The 18,036-nt window shown below is 73.9% G+C and carries 11 protein-coding genes; 7 read left to right on the top strand and 4 right to left on the bottom strand.

Going from position 1 to position 18,036, the window contains the following annotated elements; translation table 11 throughout:
* Window positions 1-199: 199 nt before the first annotated feature.
* Together ACZ63H_RS17270 and ACZ63H_RS17265 are read left to right on the top strand one after the other, a co-directional pair.
* Window positions 200-2,803 (top strand): glycosyltransferase, encoded by a 2,604-nt coding sequence (locus ACZ63H_RS17270; RefSeq protein ID WP_469865805.1) that lies wholly within the window; start codon window positions 200-202, stop codon window positions 2,801-2,803.
* The gene (locus tag ACZ63H_RS17265; RefSeq protein ID WP_469865803.1) at window positions 2,803-4,263 is read left to right on the top strand and encodes a radical SAM protein; all 1,461 of its coding nucleotides are present in this window, start codon (window positions 2,803-2,805) and stop codon (window positions 4,261-4,263) included. The genes ACZ63H_RS17270 and ACZ63H_RS17265 overlap by 1 nt, the downstream gene beginning before the upstream one ends.
* 10 nt (window positions 4,264-4,273) lie before the next feature.
* On the opposite strand, the gene ACZ63H_RS17260 is transcribed toward ACZ63H_RS17265, so the two are convergent.
* Complete coding sequence (locus tag ACZ63H_RS17260; RefSeq protein ID WP_469865801.1) at window positions 4,274-5,467, bottom strand: epoxide hydrolase family protein; 1,194 nt, start codon at window positions 5,465-5,467, stop codon at window positions 4,274-4,276.
* Window positions 5,468-5,560: 93 nt separating this feature from the next.
* On the opposite strand from ACZ63H_RS17260, the gene ACZ63H_RS17255 reads away from it, so the two are divergent.
* Window positions 5,561-6,832: an MFS transporter gene (locus ACZ63H_RS17255; RefSeq protein WP_469865799.1), complete on the top strand. Its 1,272-nt coding sequence runs from the start codon at window positions 5,561-5,563 to the stop codon at window positions 6,830-6,832.
* Between the two features lie 140 nt (window positions 6,833-6,972).
* Here ACZ63H_RS17255 and ACZ63H_RS17250 read toward each other — a convergent pair whose 3' ends face one another.
* From ACZ63H_RS17250 to cysC, 3 genes are read right to left on the bottom strand one after another with little or no spacing between them, the layout of a single operon-like run.
* Window positions 6,973-8,286, bottom strand: coding sequence for a sulfate adenylyltransferase subunit 1 (locus ACZ63H_RS17250; RefSeq protein ID WP_469865797.1), 1,314 nt, complete (start codon window positions 8,284-8,286; stop codon window positions 6,973-6,975).
* A 4-nt stretch (window positions 8,287-8,290) separates the two neighbouring features.
* Window positions 8,291-9,247 carry a sulfate adenylyltransferase subunit CysD gene (gene cysD, locus ACZ63H_RS17245; protein ID WP_469865795.1) on the bottom strand — a complete coding sequence of 319 codons (957 nt, stop codon included), beginning with the start codon at window positions 9,245-9,247 and terminating at the stop codon, window positions 8,291-8,293.
* Window positions 9,244-9,804, bottom strand: a complete 561-nt coding sequence (gene cysC, locus ACZ63H_RS17240; RefSeq protein ID WP_469865793.1) for an adenylyl-sulfate kinase — start codon at window positions 9,802-9,804, stop codon at window positions 9,244-9,246. The genes cysD and cysC overlap by 4 nt, the downstream gene beginning before the upstream one ends.
* A gap of 520 nt (window positions 9,805-10,324) precedes the next feature.
* Here cysC and ACZ63H_RS17235 point away from each other — a divergent pair.
* Genes ACZ63H_RS17235 through ACZ63H_RS17220 form a run of 4 tightly spaced genes read left to right on the top strand, consistent with a single transcriptional unit; the run spans window position 10,325 to window position 18,036 of the window.
* Window positions 10,325-12,211 carry a class II aldolase/adducin family protein gene (locus tag ACZ63H_RS17235; RefSeq protein ID WP_469865791.1) on the top strand — a complete coding sequence of 629 codons (1,887 nt, stop codon included), beginning with the start codon at window positions 10,325-10,327 and terminating at the stop codon, window positions 12,209-12,211.
* Window positions 12,208-15,630: a DUF4915 domain-containing protein gene (locus tag ACZ63H_RS17230; RefSeq protein WP_469865789.1), complete on the top strand. Its 3,423-nt coding sequence runs from the start codon at window positions 12,208-12,210 to the stop codon at window positions 15,628-15,630. Before ACZ63H_RS17235 ends, ACZ63H_RS17230 begins: the two co-directional genes overlap by 4 nt.
* Window positions 15,623-17,062: a glycosyltransferase gene (locus ACZ63H_RS17225; protein WP_469865787.1), complete on the top strand. Its 1,440-nt coding sequence runs from the start codon at window positions 15,623-15,625 to the stop codon at window positions 17,060-17,062. The genes ACZ63H_RS17230 and ACZ63H_RS17225 overlap by 8 nt, the downstream gene beginning before the upstream one ends.
* Window positions 17,062-18,036 carry an aldo/keto reductase gene (locus tag ACZ63H_RS17220; protein ID WP_469865785.1) on the top strand — a complete coding sequence of 325 codons (975 nt, stop codon included), beginning with the start codon at window positions 17,062-17,064 and terminating at the stop codon, window positions 18,034-18,036. The genes ACZ63H_RS17225 and ACZ63H_RS17220 overlap by 1 nt, the downstream gene beginning before the upstream one ends.

Raw genomic sequence — 18,036 nt, 5'->3', positions numbered from 1 at the left:
GGGGCGGCGGGGCAGCGGCTCGCGAAGGCATACCGACCGCCCTACCCGCGATCCCCGCGAAGATGACACCCGCCCCGGCGGCGGCACCGGCCACCCCACAGCGGCATGGTTGCGGTCTGTACGATTCCGCGATCTCCCCCTTAGCGTCGAGTGGTTGGCCGACGAGCCCGGCAGCCCTGCCGGGGGAGGGAGGCGAGACATGACGGTCCTGTGGGGCGTGTCCTTCGACGCGACACCCCTGTCCGGAGTGGTCGTCGAATTCGCGAAGACCGCCCGGCACTTCCACGACCGGGGCTACGAGGTGCACCTCGACCTCGGCTACGACATCAAGGCGGACAAGGGACGGTTCTTCGTCCCGTACCGTGACGAGGCCCGGCTGCTGCCGCCCTGGATACGCCTGTCGCGATTACCGGGACTCGACACCGTGGCCGGCTACGACGCCGCGCTGGTGACCGAGGTCCTCCAGGAAGTCGTCGAGAAGGGCGACCCGCGGCTGCTGCCACGCGTGGAGCGGACCGCGGACGCCCTGTGCGAACGGGTGCTGTCCCTGTGGGAATCGCTCGGCGTCACCCGGGTGCTGGTGGAGAACGGCACCCTGCCGGAGAACATCATCGTCACCCGTGCCCTGCAACAGGCGATCGTCGCCTACGGCGCCCGGCACCGCCTGGGCCGCTACGTGCTGTGGCGCGACCACGACCTGATGTGGCAGAGCGAGCCCGGCAGCGGCAAATACGGCAGCCCCCCGTACCCGCACGTCCCGCCGCTGCTCGACTCCGTCCACGTCCGCTATCTCGCGCTGCACGAGCGGGCCAGGTCCCTCACCCGCGCCTGGGCGCCGCACGTGCGCCACATCGACGTCCTGCCGAACGTGTTCCCGCACCGGGCGGCCACGACCGGCCCGCGCAACGCGTCCTTCCGCGCCGACCACGCGATACCCGACGGCGCCCGGCTGATCGCGCGCACCACCCGGATCATCCCGCAAAAACGCATCGACCGTGACATCCACCTGATCGTCCGGCTCGCGCGCACCACGGACGTCCGCCTGTTCGTGGCCGGCGACACCGCGGAGGACCCCCGCGAGTACCGGCGGCTGACCGCGCTCGCCGCCCGCCTCGGCGTCACCGACCGGATCGTCTTCGGCGGCTGGCTCGCCCCGGACCCCGACGCGGCCGGCACGCCCGCCGGCGGCGGCCCCTCCGTCCGCGACCTGCTGGCCCACGCCGACCTGGTGTCGTTCCTGACCTCCTACGACTACGACAGCTACGGGAACCCCATCGGCGAGGCCATCGCCGCCAAGGTCCCCTACATCACCAGCGCCTACGAGCTGTATCCGACGGTGTACGGCGACAAGGGCTTCCGCGCACCCGTCCTGCACGACGACCTGCCGACCCCCGCGTTCGTGAACGAGGTGGCACAGCTGTTGAACGACGACGACCTGCGGTCCGCGACGGTGGAGCACAACCACCGGCTGGGCGCCCGCTCCTTCGGCCGGCCGGCCGCGGCCGGCCTGCTCGACCGACTCGTCCTCACCCCGATGGGCGGCAGGACCCGGATGAGCGTGATCCTCCCGGTGTACAACGAGGCCGCCCAGCTGACCGCCGTGCTGGAGTCGCTGTACGACCAGCGCGACGGCGACGGCCGGCTCGACCCGGAGCTGTACGAGATCGTGGTGGTCGACAACAACTCCACCGACGACACCGTGGCACTGGCCGAGCGCTTCGCGGCCGGCCACCCCGACCTGCCCCTGCACATCGTGAGCGAACCCGAGCAGGGCGTCTCGTGCGCCCGCCGCACCGGCATGCGGTTCGCCGCCGACCGCAGCGCCGGCCGGCCCGCCGGCGACGAACGGTTCTACCTGGTCTCCGCCGACGCGGACTGCCGGGTGGACCCCCGGTGGCTGGCCACGCTCCTGGAGGCGATGGACGACAGCGGCGCCGACATCGGCGTGTGCGACTACTTCTACCGCGCCGAGCACTTCGCGGACCGGCCCCGGCTGTGGGACGCGATCTCCCGCACCCTGCGCTGCCGCCAGGTGGCCTTCACCCTCTTCGGTGGCTTCCCCGACGGCAAGGGGTTCGCCGTCGAACGCCGGGCGCACGACCGGGCGGGCGGCATCGAGATCTTCTACCAGGTGGAGAACGGCCGCTTCGTCAACCACCTCTCCGACGACTGGGACTTCGGCATCAAGGTGTCCGCACTCGGCGGCAGCCGGGTGTACGTCCCCGCCTCCCGGGTGGAGATCAACCCGCGCCGGGTGGACCACGCCCTGGATGAGGTGATCGAGGGCAAGGCCTACGGCTCGCACGGCACCATCGTCATGCGGGACATCCGCCCCGCCGCCGACGACCGCCAGACCCCGGGCGTCCGCGACCTCACCGAGGACGAGGCGCGCCGCGCCTGGGAGTTCTCCATCAAGGACTTCACGCCCAAGAACCTCCTGCTGCCCGTCCTGCTCGACCCGGACCTGCTCTCCACCGCCCCGGTACGGGACTTCTTCGGCGCCCCGCTCGCCGACGCGCTGCGGCAACGCGTCGAAGAGATCGTCGGCGAGATGCGCATCCTGGACTTCACCCCCATCCACCGCTACAAGACCCCGTCCTTCCGCCTCTACTTCGAGTTCGCCGACCAGCTCTTCGAGCGGCTGCGGGCGACCGTCGGCGACGACATCGGCCACCCGCCGCCCCTGCCGCCCTGCCTGGCGGACGTCCCCCGCGAGCGGTTCCGGGAGTTCGTCGCCTACTACTGCGAGGACCGCGAATCCGGCGAGGCCCACGACTACTTCGGCAACGGGGGTGTCTTCTGATGACCGACCCCGCGCTCGACTCCCTGCTGGCGGTGGACCCCGCCGCGCCGGTCCCGGACGCCGTCCACGCCCTCGCCGCACCCGAGAACCGGCACCTGCTGGACTACGTGCGGGAGGACCCGTTCGGCGCCCACGTCTTCCCGGGCGACATCGAGGGCTACGACCCCGAGCGGTTCCTGGACGACCTCGACACCCAGCTGAGCACCACCGGGCCGATCCACCTGTGGGCCTACATCCCCACCTGCTCCTACCGCTGCCGGTTCTGCCAGTACCCGGTCGTCATCGTCAAGGGCCCCCAGGACACGGTGGACCGGCGGGCCGCGCAGTGGGTGGACTGGAACATCCGGGAGGCCCGCCTCTGGCTGCGCAGGCTCCCGCACCTGGCCACGGCGCCGGTGGGCGAGTTCAACGTGTTCGGCGGCACCCCGTCGCTGCTGCCCGCCGACCAGATCCGCCGGCTGCTCGACTTCTACCGCGAGAACTTCGGCTTCGGCCCCGGCACCACCGTACGGTTCGAGGGCGACCCCACCACCTTCACACCACAGAAGCTGGAACTGCTCGCCGAACTCGGCTGCGGCAGGATCTCCAGCGGGGTGCAGTCCTTCGACGACCACGTGCTGCGCCTGAGCGGGCGCGAACACACGGCCGCCGCCTGCACGGACTTCATCCGCCGGGCCAAGGCCACCGGCTTCGAGCGGGTCGGCGTGGACCTGATGTACGGCCTGCTCGACCAGAGCGTGGACAGCGTCCGGCGCGACCTGGAGACCGTACTGGAACACGAGCCCACCGCCGTGGTGTGCACCAAGCTGCACCTGCGGGACTTCGCCGACACCCGCACCGGCGTCTCCGGGGTGCGGCCCGCCGCCTGGCAACTCCCCGGTTACCGGGCCCGGCTGGCGTCCCGGGGGCACCACTGGCCCACGCTCGGCGAGCAGTACCAGATGCGGGAGATCCTCACCACCGGGCTGCGCGAGGCCGGCTGGACGGAGCATCCGACGATGTATTTCGCCCGGCCCGGAGCCGGCCCGGAGAAGTGGAAGTCCCTCATGGCCGACCAGGACCGGCAGCGGCCCGAGGTCGCCATCGGCCTGGGCGGCAGCTCCAGCTGCCACCGCTCCGAGGCGATGACGGACGTCGACTGGCGGCGGTACGGCGAAGCGGTGCGGGCCGGGCGGATCCCCCTGGACTCCGCCACCGGGTTCACCGCGCGGGCCCGGGAGACGAGGGCCATCACCATGGCGCTGTCCACGCTGCGCCCGCTGCGCGAGGACGTGCACCGGCGGCGCTTCCCCGGTTCCTCGCTCTTCGGACCCGATCGGCGCGAAGGCTTCGACTCCCTGCGCCGCCGGGGGCTCCTGGAGACCGACGAGGCCGCGGGCACGGTCACGCTCACCCCGGTGGGGGAGACCCTGGTCGAGGCGATCATCAACACCGAGCTGACGGCGCGGCCGGACACCTGAGCGGACCCGGTCAGCGGCGCAGGGCGCGGAAGAAGGCCCGGGTGTCGGCGACGAGGAGATCGGGCGCCTCCAGCGCCGCGAAGTGCCCGCCCCGGCTGAACTCCGACCAGCGCACGACGCGGTGCCGGCGCTCCAGCACGCTCCGCACGGCCGGGTCGCTGGGGAACACGGCGACACCGGTGGGCACCGGGGACGGCGGGGCGGGCCGGTCGGCGATCCGCTCCTCGTAGTAGATGTGAGCCGAGGACGCCCCGGTGCCCGTCAGCCAGTACAGCGTGGCATTGGTCAGCAGCAGATCGCGGTCGACGGCGTCCTCGGGGAGCGCCCGGGCGGGGTCGGTCCACTCCTTGAACTTCTCCACGATCCAGGCGAGTTGCCCGGCGGGCGAGTCGTTCAGGGCGTAGGCCAGTGTCTGCGGCCGGGTGCTCTGCAGGTCCGAGTAGCCCCGGCCCTCGCGCCGGATGCCGTCGGCGGCGGCGAGCCGCGCCCGCTCGGCCCCGCCGAGCCCCGCCAGCTCGGCGGGGCCGAGGGAGGGGAAGTCCAGCCCGCCGTGGATGTGGACGCCGACGACCCGTTCGGGGGCGTGCCGGCCCAGCTCGGGCGAGATGACCGAACCGGCGTCCCCGCCCCCGGCGCCGTAGCGGCGGTAGCCCAGGCGGTCCATCAGCTCCGCCCAGGCGCGTGCCGTCCGGCCGTAGTCCCAGCCGGGTTCCGCCAGCGGCACCGAGAAGCCGAAGCCGGGCAGGGACGGGGCGACGACGTGGAAGGCGTCGGCCGGATCGCCCCCGTGGGCGCGCGGATCCGTCAGCGGGCCGATGACCTCCAGGAACTCCACCACCGAGCCCGGCCAGCCGTGCGTGAGGACCAGCGGAAGGGCGCCCGGCTCCGGCGACCTGACGTGCAGGAAGTGGACGCGCTGCCCGTCGATGTCCGTGACGTACTGCGGGAACGCGTTGAGCCTGGCCTCCCACTTCCGCCAGTCGTAGCCGTCGGTCCAGTAGCCCACCAGGTCCCTCAGGTAGTCGGCCGGAACGCCCCGGCTCCAGCCCGTCCCGGGGGTCGTCGTCGGCCAGCGTGTGCCCCGGAGGCGGTCACGCAGGTCCGCCAGCGCGTGCTCCGGTACGTCGATGCGGAAGTCACTGAGGCTCGTCACGGTCCGCACCTCCTTTCCGGGTCTCTGGTGCCCCCGCGCGACGGAAGTCATCACCGGCCCCCGCGTGTCTCACCCGCCCGGAGTGTCCGAATCCGCTCTTGTGCCGGGTTCGCGGCGCTCCCTAGGTTGGATTTTGTGTCGCAGATGAACAAACCATCGGTCGCACCGTTCCCCCCCACCGCACCAACCCCCGAGCGGCAGTTCCTGCGCTTGCGGATCACGCTCACCCTGTTCTTCGCGCTCGGCGGCTTCCTCTACGCCGGCTGGGCCATCCGGATCCCCGCGATCAAGGAGCAGACACACGCGTCGCCCGCGTCCCTCGGCCTCGCCCTGTTCTGCATGACGGCGGCGGCCGTGGTGTCGATGCTGGTCACCGGCAGACTGTGCCGCCGCTTCGGCAGCCGCCGCATGACCGTCGCGACGGCCGCCCTGCTGTCCGCCACCGTCTTCCTGTCCCCCCTCACCCATTCGGCGCCCACCCTGGGCCTGGTCCTGATCCTCTTCGGCGCCGCCTACGGAGGCATCGACGTCGCCGGAAACAGCGTCGCCGTGGAACTCATCCAGGCGACGGACCGGCCCCTCATGCCGGGCTTCCACGCGGCCAACAGCCTGGGCAGCCTGGCCGGAGCCGGACTCGGCGGGCTGCTGGCCACCACCCTCACCCCCACCCGCCACCTGCTCCTGCTGGTGCCGGTCGGGCTGCTGGCCACCGCGCTGGGCGGCCGTGTCCTGCTGTCGACCCCCACCCCGTCACGCCGGGCGGGCGACACGGCGGCGGCGGATCGGCGGGACCGGCCGGACACCGCAGGCCGGCGCTCCGCGCGGGTGCGCCCGGACGTCCTCGTCTTCGGCGTGCTCGGCCTGTGCGCCGCCTACAGCCAGGGGGCCCTCGACACCTGGGTGCCGCTGCACATCAGCGACGACCTCGACGCCGGGCCCGGTGTGGCGGCGGCCGGGTACGCGACGGTGACCCTGATGCTCGCCCTGGGACGGCTGCTGGGCACCCGGCTGCTGGAGGGCCTCGGGCAGACCGGGGTCGTCACGGCCGGCGGGCTGGTGGCGGGGGCGGCCATGGTCGTGGTCGCCCTGTCGACGCAGCCGTGGCTGGTCTTCGCCGGGCTCGCCGTCACCGGGCTGGGCCTCGCCAACATCTTTCCGGTGGCCATGGCCCGGGCGGGCGCGGCGGGCGGTCCGGACGGTGTCGCGCTCGCCTCGACGCTGGGATACAGCGGAATTCTGGTCGCGCCGCCATCGATCGGATTCCTCGCCCAGGGACTTGGTCTGCCCGTCGCACTCAATGCCATTGCCGTGATGATCGTCGCTTCGGGCGCCATCGCCTACGCGGCACGCAACCGGGGCGTGTCCCCCGCGCGTCGAACGGAACGCACATCCCTGGAGGAAAAACACCCCGCGTAAAAAAGGAACCAAGCACGCGGAAGGAATTCCTCCCCGGTTTCCCGCTTTCCGCGACATCACACCGGATATTTCGCGGCATCACACCGGACCCGGCGGGGCGCCGCCGCCGGGAATTGCCCGGTGTTCCATGCCGTGTGCGTTTACGCGAAGGCGTCGCCGACCATGCCCGCGGTCAGCGTGGCGCCGTCGGCGGGATCGATCAGCAGAAACGATCCGGTGCGGCGGGAGAAGGCGTAGGCGTCCAACGGCAGGGGCTCGGCGGTGCGCAGCCGCACCCGGCCTATGTCGTTGACCGCCAGCCGGTCGGGCCGGGCCGTGGCGGAGAGGTCGTCCAGGGACAGCCGGGAGGGGATGTCCTCGACGATCGCCTTCACGGTGCGGGTGGTGTGCTTGAGGAGCACCCGCCGGCCGGCCCGCAGCGGGCTGTCGTGGAGATGGCAGACGGTGGCGGTGACCTCCCGGCACAGCCGCGGAGCGGCGTCGGCCGGAGCGATCAGGTCCCCGCGCGAGACGTCGAGGTCGTCGGCGAGCCGGAGCGTGACCGACTGCGGTGCCCACGCGGTGCTCACCGGCCGCCCCAGCAGATCGATCGCGACGACACGGGAGGTCCGGCCCGAGGGCAGCACCGTCACCGGCTGGCCCACCCGGAACGCCCCGGCGGCGATCTGGCCGGCGTAACCGCGGTAGCCGGGCCGCTCGGGCAGGCGCGGGCGGATGACGTACTGCACGGGGAACCGGGCCGCGCCCTGGGCCGGGTCGTCGCCGAGCGGGACGCCCTCCAGGTGCTCCAGCACGGTGGGGCCGTCGTACCAGCCCATGCGCGGGCTCGGCTCGACCACGTTGTCCCCGGCCAGCGCGGAGACGGGGACGGCGGTCACCTCCGGCACCCCGAGCGGGGCCGCGTACGCGCCGAACTCCCCGGCGATCCGGGCGAACACCGCCCGGTCGTAGCCGGCCAGGTCCATCTTGTTCACCGCCAGCATCACGTGCGGCACCCGCAGCAGCGCGGCGATCGCCGCGTGCCTGCGGGTCTGCTCGACCACGCCGTTGCGGGCGTCGACCAGGATGACGGCCAGGTCGGCGGTGGAGGTCCCGGTGACCATGTTGCGGGTGTACTGCACGTGACCGGGGGTGTCGGCCAGGATGAACCGGCGGCGGGCGGTGGCGAAGTAGCGGTAGGCGACGTCGATGGTGATGCCCTGTTCCCGCTCGGCGCGCAGCCCGTCGGTCAGCAGCGCGAGGTCGGGACCCTCGGCGCCCTGGGTGCGCGAGGCGTGTTCCAGGGCCTCCAACTGGTCGGCCAGCACCGACTTGGAATCGTGCAGCAGCCGGCCGACCAGGGTGGACTTGCCGTCGTCGACGCTCCCGGCGGTGGCGAAGCGCAGCAGCGCGGCGGCCGGCAGCGGGCCCGGTACCGGACCGTCGGCGGCGGAGGTGGTGGCAGCGGTGGTCATCGGATCAGAAGTACCCTTCGCGTTTACGGTCCTCCATGGCGGCCTCCGACAGCCTGTCGTCGGCCCTGGTCGCGCCCCGCTCGGTCAGCCGGGAGGCCGCGATCTCCGCGATGACCTGCTCGGCCGTGACGGCGTCGGAGTCCACCGCGCCGGTGCAGGACATGTCGCCGACGGTGCGGTAGCGCACCCGGCGCACCTCCCGCCGCTCGCCGTCCCGCGGCCCGCCCCAGGCCCCCGGCGCCAGCCACATGCCGTCGCGGAGGAACACCTCGCGCCGGTGGGCGTAGTAGACGGCCGGCAGCTCGATGTCCTCCCGGGCGATGTACTGCCACACGTCCAGCTCGGTCCAGTTCGACAGCGGGAAGACGCGCACGTGCTCACCGGGGGAGTGCCGGCCGTTGTACAGCTGCCACAGCTCCGGCCGCTGCCGGCGCGGGTCCCAGCCGCCGAACTCGTCCCGCACCGAGAACACCCGTTCCTTGGCCCGGGACTTCTCCTCGTCACGGCGCCCGCCGCCGAAGACCGCGTCGAACCGGTGGGCGGCGATGGCGTGCAGCAACGGCACGGTCTGCAGCGGGTTGCGGGTGCCGTCCGGGCGCTCCCGCAGCTCGCCGCGGTCGATGAAGTCCTGCACGGAGGCCACGTGCAGCCGCAGCCCGTGCCGGGCCACCACCCGGTCCCGGTGGGCGAGCACCTCGGGGAAGTTGTGGCCCGTGTCCACGTGCAGCAGGGCGAAGGGCACCGGCGCCGGGGCGAACGCCTTCAGCGCCAGGTGCAGCATCACGATGGAGTCCTTGCCGCCGGAGAACAGGATCACCGGGTTCTCGAACTCGCCCGCCACCTCCCGCAGGATGTGCACCGCCTCCGACTCCAGCGCCGCCAGGTGGGGCAGCGCGTACCCGTCCCGTCGGGTGCTCCTCGTCTTCTCGGTGAGCAGCCGTGTTCCGCGGTCGTCGGTCATGCGAGGTCCCGTTCGGAGAGAAGGGTCAGCAACGAGCCGACGCTCTCGTCGACACCGCGGCCGTGCGCCTCGATGCGCAGGTCCGGGGCGACGGGCGGCTCGTACGGGTCGTCGACGCCGGTCAGGCCGGTCAGCTCGCCGGCGGCCTGCCGGGCGTAGAGGCCTTTCACATCGCGCCGCGCGCACACCTCCACCGGTGTGGCCACGTGGACCTCGACGTACGCGGTGCCGCTCGCCTCGTGACGCCGGCGCACCGCCTCGCGGCCCTCGGCGTACGGCGCGATCACCGGCACCAGGACGAGCACGCCGTTGCGGGCCAGCACCTCGGCGACCAGGCCGACGCGCCGCACGTTGGTGTCGCGGTCCTCCTTGGAGAAGCCCAGGCCCGCCGAGAGGAAGCGGCGGATCTCGTCGCCGTCGAGCACCTCCACCCGGCGGCCCCGCGACTTCAGGCGCCCGGCCGCGGCTCTGGCGATCGTGGTCTTGCCGGCACTGGGCAGACCCGTGAGCCAGACGGTGGCCCCGGGGTGACAGGTGCAGAAAGAGAAGGAGTTCACAGCCGCTCCTGAACTGAGCAGGGTGGGGCTTCGTGCCCGGCGGCCGACGGCCTGCCGGGGACACGCGTCCTGCGCAGACTAGGCACGCGAAAGGGCGGCGAGGAACCGCGGGAGAGCGGTTTCGGACAGATAACGGCCCCGCCGCGAACCGGTTGGGCCGATCTTTCTGTGGTAACGGGCAGAGCGGATTTCCTCGTTGAACGGATAAATAACCAGGTTGTTTTGCAAGATCGATCACCGGGTTGCGGTCCGGTCAGCTTGGCGGAATCGTCGTCCTGTCAAAGAGCTTGTGTTGCACGGGTTTGACCCCGGGTTAGCCTGAGAACACGTCCAAGGGGATCAGAACGCGCCCCGGTAAATCGTCGTGTGCCGTGACCCGTCGTCCCGGTTTTCGGGATATCCGGTGAAGGCGGAGGCGTCCGCCGCACCTTCGGCACCCATGACAGACCGTCTCCAGCGTTGTCGTCTTTTTTTCATTGATCCGCCGTGCACCCCCCCCGCGAGTCGAGGAACGAAGGTCATGAGTGGGATTGCTGCGTCACTGTTACCGAGCCCGGCACACCGGTGGGACCGGGCGGCGGCCCAAAGCCTGACGGGCAGAGACGAGGTGCTGTACCGGGCCCACCTCGTCGGTGCCGACCCCGCGCTGACGAAGGAGGGCGGCGGCAACTTCTCGGCGAAGGGCACCGCACCCGACCACCTCGGCAGGCCGACCGAGGTGTTGTGGATGAGCGCCTGGGGCTGCGACGGCGCCACCACGACCGCCGCCGACTTCCCGGCCCTGCGCCTGGCCGACCTGCGGGCCCTGCGCGACTGCGGCCCCCTGGAAGAGAGCGAGATGATCGACCGCGTCCTGGCCTGCGGTCTGCGCGGAGAACAGCCCCGCCCCGGCATAGAAACCCTCACCCACGCCTTCATCCGGGCCCGGCACGTCGACCACTGCCACCCCGACGCCGTCATCGCGCTCACCTCCGTTCCCGACGGACGCCGGCTGGCCGAGGAGGAGTTCGGCGACGAGGCGATCTGGTTCGACTACCGGCAGTTCGACATCGGCGTCGCCCGCGAACTCGCCGACCGCATCGACGCACGGCCGGGCTGCCGGTTCGTGCTCCTGGCCAACCACGGCCTGTTCACCTGGGGCGACACCAGCGAGGAGTGCTACCTCAACTCGCTGGAGGCCGTCTCCCGCGCCACCAGCGCCCTGGACCGGGCGATCCACCGGACACCCGACCTCGGCGGCACCGCCGTCGAGGCGCCACCGAGCGAGACGGCGACGGAGCTGCTCGCCGGAATCCTCCCCGCGCTGCGCGGTGCGCTGTCCGCCGGCACCCCCGGACTCGTGCTGCACACCGACCGCACCCCCGAAGCGGTCGCCTTCAGCTCCTCGGCGCGCGGCCCCGCGCTCAGCCAGGCCGGCCCCGCCTGCCCCGACCACCTGGTCACCGTGGGATACCGGCCGCTGGTGCTCGGCCCGCTCCGCACGCCCGGGCACACGACACGGCCCCTCACCCCCGACGCCGTGGACGAGGCCGTCCGCGCCGTGCTGGAGGGCGTCGCACACCACCGCAAGTGGTACGACGGCTACTACGAACACCACATCACCGAGGCCGGCCGGGCGCTCGGCCGGCGCAGCGACGCCCCCCGGGCGGTCGTGCTGCCCGGCATCGGCGTGGTGACCAGCGGCAGCGACGCGGCGAAGGCCAGGCTGTGCGCGGACCACTTCGGGCAGACCATGACGGTGGTGCGCGCGGCCGACGCGGCGGGCGGCTACAGCTCGCTGAGCGAGGCCCAGGGCGCGGCCGACGAGTACTGGCCCCTGATGCGCTTCAAGCCCCAGCTCCGCTCGTCCGACGGACCGCTGGCCGGCCGCGTCGTCCTGCTGACCGGCGTGGACGACGACCGCACCGCCGCCCTCGCCGCCCTGCTGGCGGCCGAGGACGCGCACGTGGCGCTCGCGGGCGAGGACCCGGCCCGGGTCGCCGAGGCCGTGGGCCGGATCGTGGCAGACCACGGCGAGCGCCGCGCGGTGGCACTGACCCCCGCCGGCGCGGACCCCGGGGAGGCCGTCCGCCGGGCGGTGCTCGCCTACGGCGGCTTCGACGTGCTCGTCGACGCGACCCGCTCCGGGCACACCGCCCCCGAGGCCCTGCCCGTGCTCGCCCGCCAGGGACTGGGCGGCTCGATCCTGCTGGCGGGTCCCGGCCGGACCGCCGGGGACCTGCGGTCGCAGCTCGACGGCCTGGCACCGGAATGCCGGCGCCACGGCGTGTCCGTCCACGCCATGACGGAGGCCCCCGAGGACGCCCTCCTGGCGGCCGCCCTCTTCTTCACCGGACCCGCGGCCGGCGCCTGGCGCGGCACCGTCCTGGAACCGGCCGCCACGGCGAGGGGGACGGAGGCCTCATGACCCGCCCCGGACCCACGGTACGGCCGGCCTCCCTGGCCGAGCTGCTGCCGCCCGGCCGGCAGCTGCTGGCCTCCTGCTTCGACGCCCACCACACCATCGGCGGCGGCCTGTTCGCCGTGGACCGCACCGTCACGGAGATCGACCGGGTCTCCAGCACCGGCCTCGACCTGGCCGACGGGCTGCTCTACCGGTGCCTGTGGAGCGCCGAGGGCAGCCCGGCCGAGCTGGTGGTGTACGACACGACCGGCGTCCTGCGCTACCACCGGCTGGACGACGTCTCCACCCCGCACGACATCCTGGTCGCGGACGGACGGGTCCTGGTCGCGGCCACCACGCAGAACGAGGTGCGGTGCGTGGCACCCGACGGCGCGACCCTGTGGCGCTGGCGGGCGCCCGGCGAGACCGACAGCTGGCACCTCAACAGCCTGGCCCGCTACGGCGAGCGGGTCGCGGTGTGCGGGTTCGGCCCGTTCCTGCGGCGCCGGGGCTGGGACGAGAACGGCAAGCCCGCCAGCGGCCGGGTGGTCGCCCTGGACACCGGGGAACCACTGCTGGAGGGGCTGCGCGCCCCCCACAACCCCTGGTACGCCGACGGCACCTGGCTCGTCTGCGACTCGGCCTCCGGCGAGCTGCTGGAGATCGCCGACGCCACCCGCAAGGCGACCCGCCGGCTCGCGCTGCCCGGCTGGCCCCGCGGACTGGCCGTCACCGACCGTCATGTCTTCGTCGGGCTCAGCCCGCACCGGCACGCCGCGACCTCGGTGGAGACGGCGGCGGTCGCCGCGGTCGACCGGGCCGACTGGAGCCTGGCCGCGCTGGTCGACCTGCCCGCGCGCGAGGTGTACGCCCTGAGCCTGGCGCCGACGGCCCTGGTGTCCGGCGCCCGGCGCGGGTTCGGCGCGAACCGCACCAGGACCCACGAGCAGGGGCAGCGCGGCCTGTTCGAGCGGCTCGGCCGGCGCCCCGCGCGGCTGTGGGCCATCGGCGACCCGCTGCCCGAGTCCGGCCGCCGCGCCACCGTCCGCCCGGCCGAGCCGCCCGCCGGGGAGACACGGGCCGAACCCGGCGCCCTGCTGACCCTGGAGATCCTGGTCCGCAACGAGGGCACGGAACTGCTGACCCCGGCACCGCCCCACCCGGTGCGCGTGGTGCACCGCTGGTACGACTCCGAGGGCGCGGTGGTGACCACGGGCGGGAAACCCATCAGGGCCGAACTGCCCCGCTCCCTGCCGCCGGACGACACCACCCGGGTGCCGGTACGGGCCCGGGTGCCGGCCGAGCCCGGCCGCTACGTGCTGCGCCTCACCCTGGCCCAGGACGGCCACCCGCCGTTCGACGAGACCGACGCCTCCGGCGCGCTGGACCTGCCGGTCCGGGTGACGGCCGCGGACACCGGGTCCACGGCGCTCGCCCCGTTCGCGATCGACGCCGCACGGGTGCGGGCCGCCCGCGCGGCGGGACCCTTCGTGACGGACATGGTGCGGACGCTGCTCACCCGCCCGCCGGGCACTCCGGACGGCCTGGCCGCCGGGCTGGTCGCGGACCTGGGCCGGCCGGCGTTCGCCGCTGCCGTCGCCGACGTGCTGGAGTGCTCGCCGGACGCCCTGGAACACCCCCTCGGCAGCGTCCTGCCCGACCCGGACGACGTGCTGCTCACGGGCGCCGAGGCGGTGGCCCTGACGCTGCGGCGGGCGGGCGTCACGGCCGTCTTCGGCGCGGACGCCGACGGATCGCCGCTGCGTGAGGCGTTCGCCTCGCTCGGCCGGTTCGTCGCGGCCGACGAGGGCCGGGACTGCCTGCTGCGGGCGGCGGGGGCCGGCCTGTCCTGTCCCGGCCGGGGAGCCGCCCTCCTGCGCTCGCCCCGCGGCCTGACGGACGGGCTCGGCGCGCTGGAGGACCTGCGCCGGGACGGCACCGGGGTGTTCGTCCTGGCCGAACTGCCGTCCGCGTCCGACGCGGACGGGGAACTCGTCCGCCTGGCCGGGCGGCTGAGCGGCGCCCGGCACGCGTGCGGACCGGTGCCCGAGGATCCCGGGGCGCGGAGCGCCGCCGTGGACGGCTTCGTCACGGCACTGCGGGAGACGGTCCGGGACGTGCTGGACCCCCCGCACGGGCCCGTCCTGCTCACCCTGCCGCCCCAGGCACTGCGCACGGCATGGGTGCCGCTGTCCGCACTGCGCGCGGCGCTCACCGCCGTGCCCGCGCCGGGCCTCCCGGGGCCGCTGCGGTCACTGGAGGGCGCGCTGCTGACGGCCGACCGGCTGGTGGTGCTCGCCGACGACCGCACGGTGGCGGTGGCGGGAGCCGGTGCCGCGCTGGACGCCTTCGCCCACCGCACCGGCGCCACGGTCCTGCGCGTGGGACCGCCGTGGGGCCCGGCGAAGGCGGAGCCGGACGCCCCGGCACGCCTCGACCCCGCGTCCCCCGCCCACCGGAAGGCGGTGCAGGCGGCGGACCTGGTCCTCGCCCTCGGCGACGGCGGCGCCGACCCGGGCACCGCCGGGCAACCCGAGCGGGGCCGCCGGATGCTGCTGACCCTCGACCCCGCCACGGCCCGCGCGCACGCCCGCACCGGACCGTGGGAGGCGATCGCGGTCAGCGACCCGGCCGCGGCCCTGGACGCCCTCGCCCGCGGCCACACGACCACCGTGCCACGGCCCGCCGCGGGGGCGCGGGACGCCGTCGGGCCGGCGGCGCGGGACGCCGACGCCGGACCCCGGGGCGCGGTGGCCGAAGGGGAGGACGGGCCCCGTCCCGGCGGGACGCCGGCCGCGGCGGACGCCGGCGCGCAGTCCCCGGCCACCGCCGCGGACGCCGGGCTCCGGGGCGCCGCCCCCACTCCGCCGGCCGCCGGAACACCCGCCCCCGCGACACCCGCCGCCGCGATCGCCGATGCCGTGGCACGGATCGGGACAGGGGTCGTCGTGCTCGACGACGAGGGACTGCTCGGAGCGCGTACCGCGGGCGGTGTCGCGCGGGCTGTCGGGCTGGCGCTGGCCGAGCCCTCGGCCCGGGTGCTGTGCTGCCTGAGCCCCGGGACGTTCACCGGGGGGCTACGGCATGTGGCCGCGGCCGTCCGGGAGTCGGCCCCGGTGACGTTCCTGGTGTGCGCCGCCCCGGAGACCCGCGCCGGCGCGCCGGACGCCCGCGGCTGCGTCCAGGCCGCCGCCGCACTGGGCGTGCACACCCGGCGGACCGGACCGGATGGCCGTACCCGCGACGAAGCGGACACGGCCGAAAGGGAGGAACTGCGCCGGACACTGGCGGCGGCGATCACCCGGCCGGGACCGGCACTGGTGGAATGCGTCGTGCCGGAGCCGTGGCGCCCCGCCGGGCAGCCGCCGGCCCCCCGGACCGGCGAGGAGAACGGGCAGGCCACCGGGCCCGCCCCCGTGACGTTGGGAGCCCCCCATGCGTGAAGTGCCGATCGGACCGACGACCCTCACCCCCTATCTGCACGCGCTCGGCGCGGACCGCGCGGAACACCTGCGCACGGCCGCCGAACGGACGAGGAAACTGCTCGACGGCCGCACGGTCTGGAACGTGAACTCCACCGGGGCGGGCGGCGGGGTCGCCGAGCTGCTGCACTCCCTGGTCCCGCTGTGCCGGGAGCTGGGCCTCGACACGCGCTGGCTGGTGATCGACGGGGACATGGAGTTCTGGGACATCACCAAACGCCTGTCCACCCGGCTCTACGGCGCCCAGGGCGACGACGGGGCGCTGGGCCCGGTGGAGTCGGATCACTACCGCCGGGTCAACGCCGAGAACGCGGCCCGCCTCACCGCGCTCGTGCGCCCCGGCGACATCGTGATCGTCCACGACTCACAGCCCGCCGGGGTCGTCCCCGCCCTCAAGGAGCGCGGCGCGACGGTGGTGTGGCGCAGCCACGTCGGCACCGACACACCGAACCGGCACACCCGCGAGGGACAGGCATTCCTCCGCCCCTTCGTGGAACAGGCGGACGCCGCCGTCTTCCTCACCGACCGCTACGTCACCGACTGGGCACCCTCGCCCCGGGTCATCCCCCCGTCCATCGACCCGTGCGGCCCCAAGAACATGCCGCTCGACGCCGTGACCACCCTCTCGCTGCTGTCCGCCGCGGGCATCGTCGCCCCCGGCACGGACACCGCCACGGCCGCCGACGGCGCGCTGCCGCTGACCGTACCGGTGCCCGTGGGACCGCCGGTCACCGTCACCCGGCCCGCGGTGGTGCTGCGGCACGGGCCGCCCCCACCCGCCTCGGTGCCCATGGTCGTCCAGGTCTCCCGCTGGGACCGGCTCAAGGACATGACCGGGGTGCTCCGGGCGTTCGTCGAGGCGGACCGCCCGGACGCGTATCTGTCGCTGGTCGGCGCCGACGTCACGGGCGTCTGCGACGACCCGGAAGCCACGCAGATGTTCGACTCCTGTCGCCGCGCCTGGGAGGCGCTGCCCGCGCGGTGGCGCGGCCGCGTCCAGCTGGTCTGCCTGCCCATGGCCGATCTACGGGAGAACGCGCTGCTGGTCAACGCCGTCCAGCAGCACGCGAGCGTGGTGGTGCAGAAGAGCCTGGCCGAGGGGTTCGGGCTCACCGCGACCGAGGCCATGTGGAAGTCCCGCCCGCTCGTCGCCAGCGCCGTCGCGGGACTGCGGGAACAGGTGACCGACGGCGAGCACGGCCTGCTGCTGCCCGACCCCACCGACATCGGCGCCGCCGCCAAGGCGATCCGGCGACTGCTCGGCGACCCCGGTCTGGCCGCCCGCCTGGGCACCGCCGCACGCCGGCGGGTCGACGCCCGCTTCCTGCCCGACCGGCACCTGCTGGACTGGGCCCGCCTGTTCGAGGACATCGTGCTCACCGGGGAGGCGTGATGCGCACGCTGGGACGCAACGGACCGGTCACCTCCGACATCGGACTGGGCTGCATGGGCATGTCCCAGTTCTACGGCCCCTGGGACGACGACGAATCCATCCGCACGATCCACCGCGCCATCGACCTGGGCGTGACCCTGCTCGACACCGCCGACATGTATGGCCCGTACACCAACGAGGAACTCATCGGCCGGGCCGTACGGGACCGCCGCGACCGCGTCCTGATCGCCACGAAGTTCGGCAACGTCAAGGGCCCCGACGGCCGGGTGATCGGCGTCAACGGCCGCCCGGAGTACGTGCGTTCCTCGTGCGAGGGATCGCTGCGCCGGCTCGGCACCGACGTCATCGACATCTACTGCCAGCACCGGGTCGACCGCAGCGTCCCCATCGAGGAGACCTGGGGCGCCATGGCGGAGCTGGTGCGCGAGGGCAAGGTGCGCCACCTGGCCGTGTCGGAGGCGTCGCCGCAGACCGTGCGCCGGGCCCACGCGGTGCACCCGGTGTGTGCCGTGCAGACCGAGTACTCGCTGGTCAGCCGCGACCCCGAGCGGGAACTGCTGGGCGTGCTGCGCTCGTTGGGCATCGGATTCATCGCCTACGCGCCTCTCGGCAGGGGGCTGCTGACAGGGCGCTTCGGCTCCGTCGACGCCCTCGGGGAGGACGACTTCCGCCGCGGGCTGCCCCGGTTCCAGTCCGGCAACCTGTCGCACAACGCACAACTGGTGCGACGCGTCGAGGAGTCGGCGCGCGCCCGGAACGTGAGCGTCTCCCAGCTCGCGCTGGCGTGGGTGCTCGCCCAGGGGGACGACATCGTGCCCATCCCCGGCACCAAGAACCGCGCCCGGCTGGAGGAGAACGTCTCCGCCGCCGCACTGAAGCTGACCGGGGACGAACTCGCGCTGCTCGACCGGATCGCTCCCCCCGGCAGCGCGGCCGGCGACCGCTACCCGGACATGTCCGGCGTGGACGTCTAG

The organism is Streptomyces sp. NPDC104831 (assembly GCF_055583025.1).
Note: the sequence above shows the minus strand (reverse complement) of the source record. Positions and strands in the feature narration are given on the sequence as shown.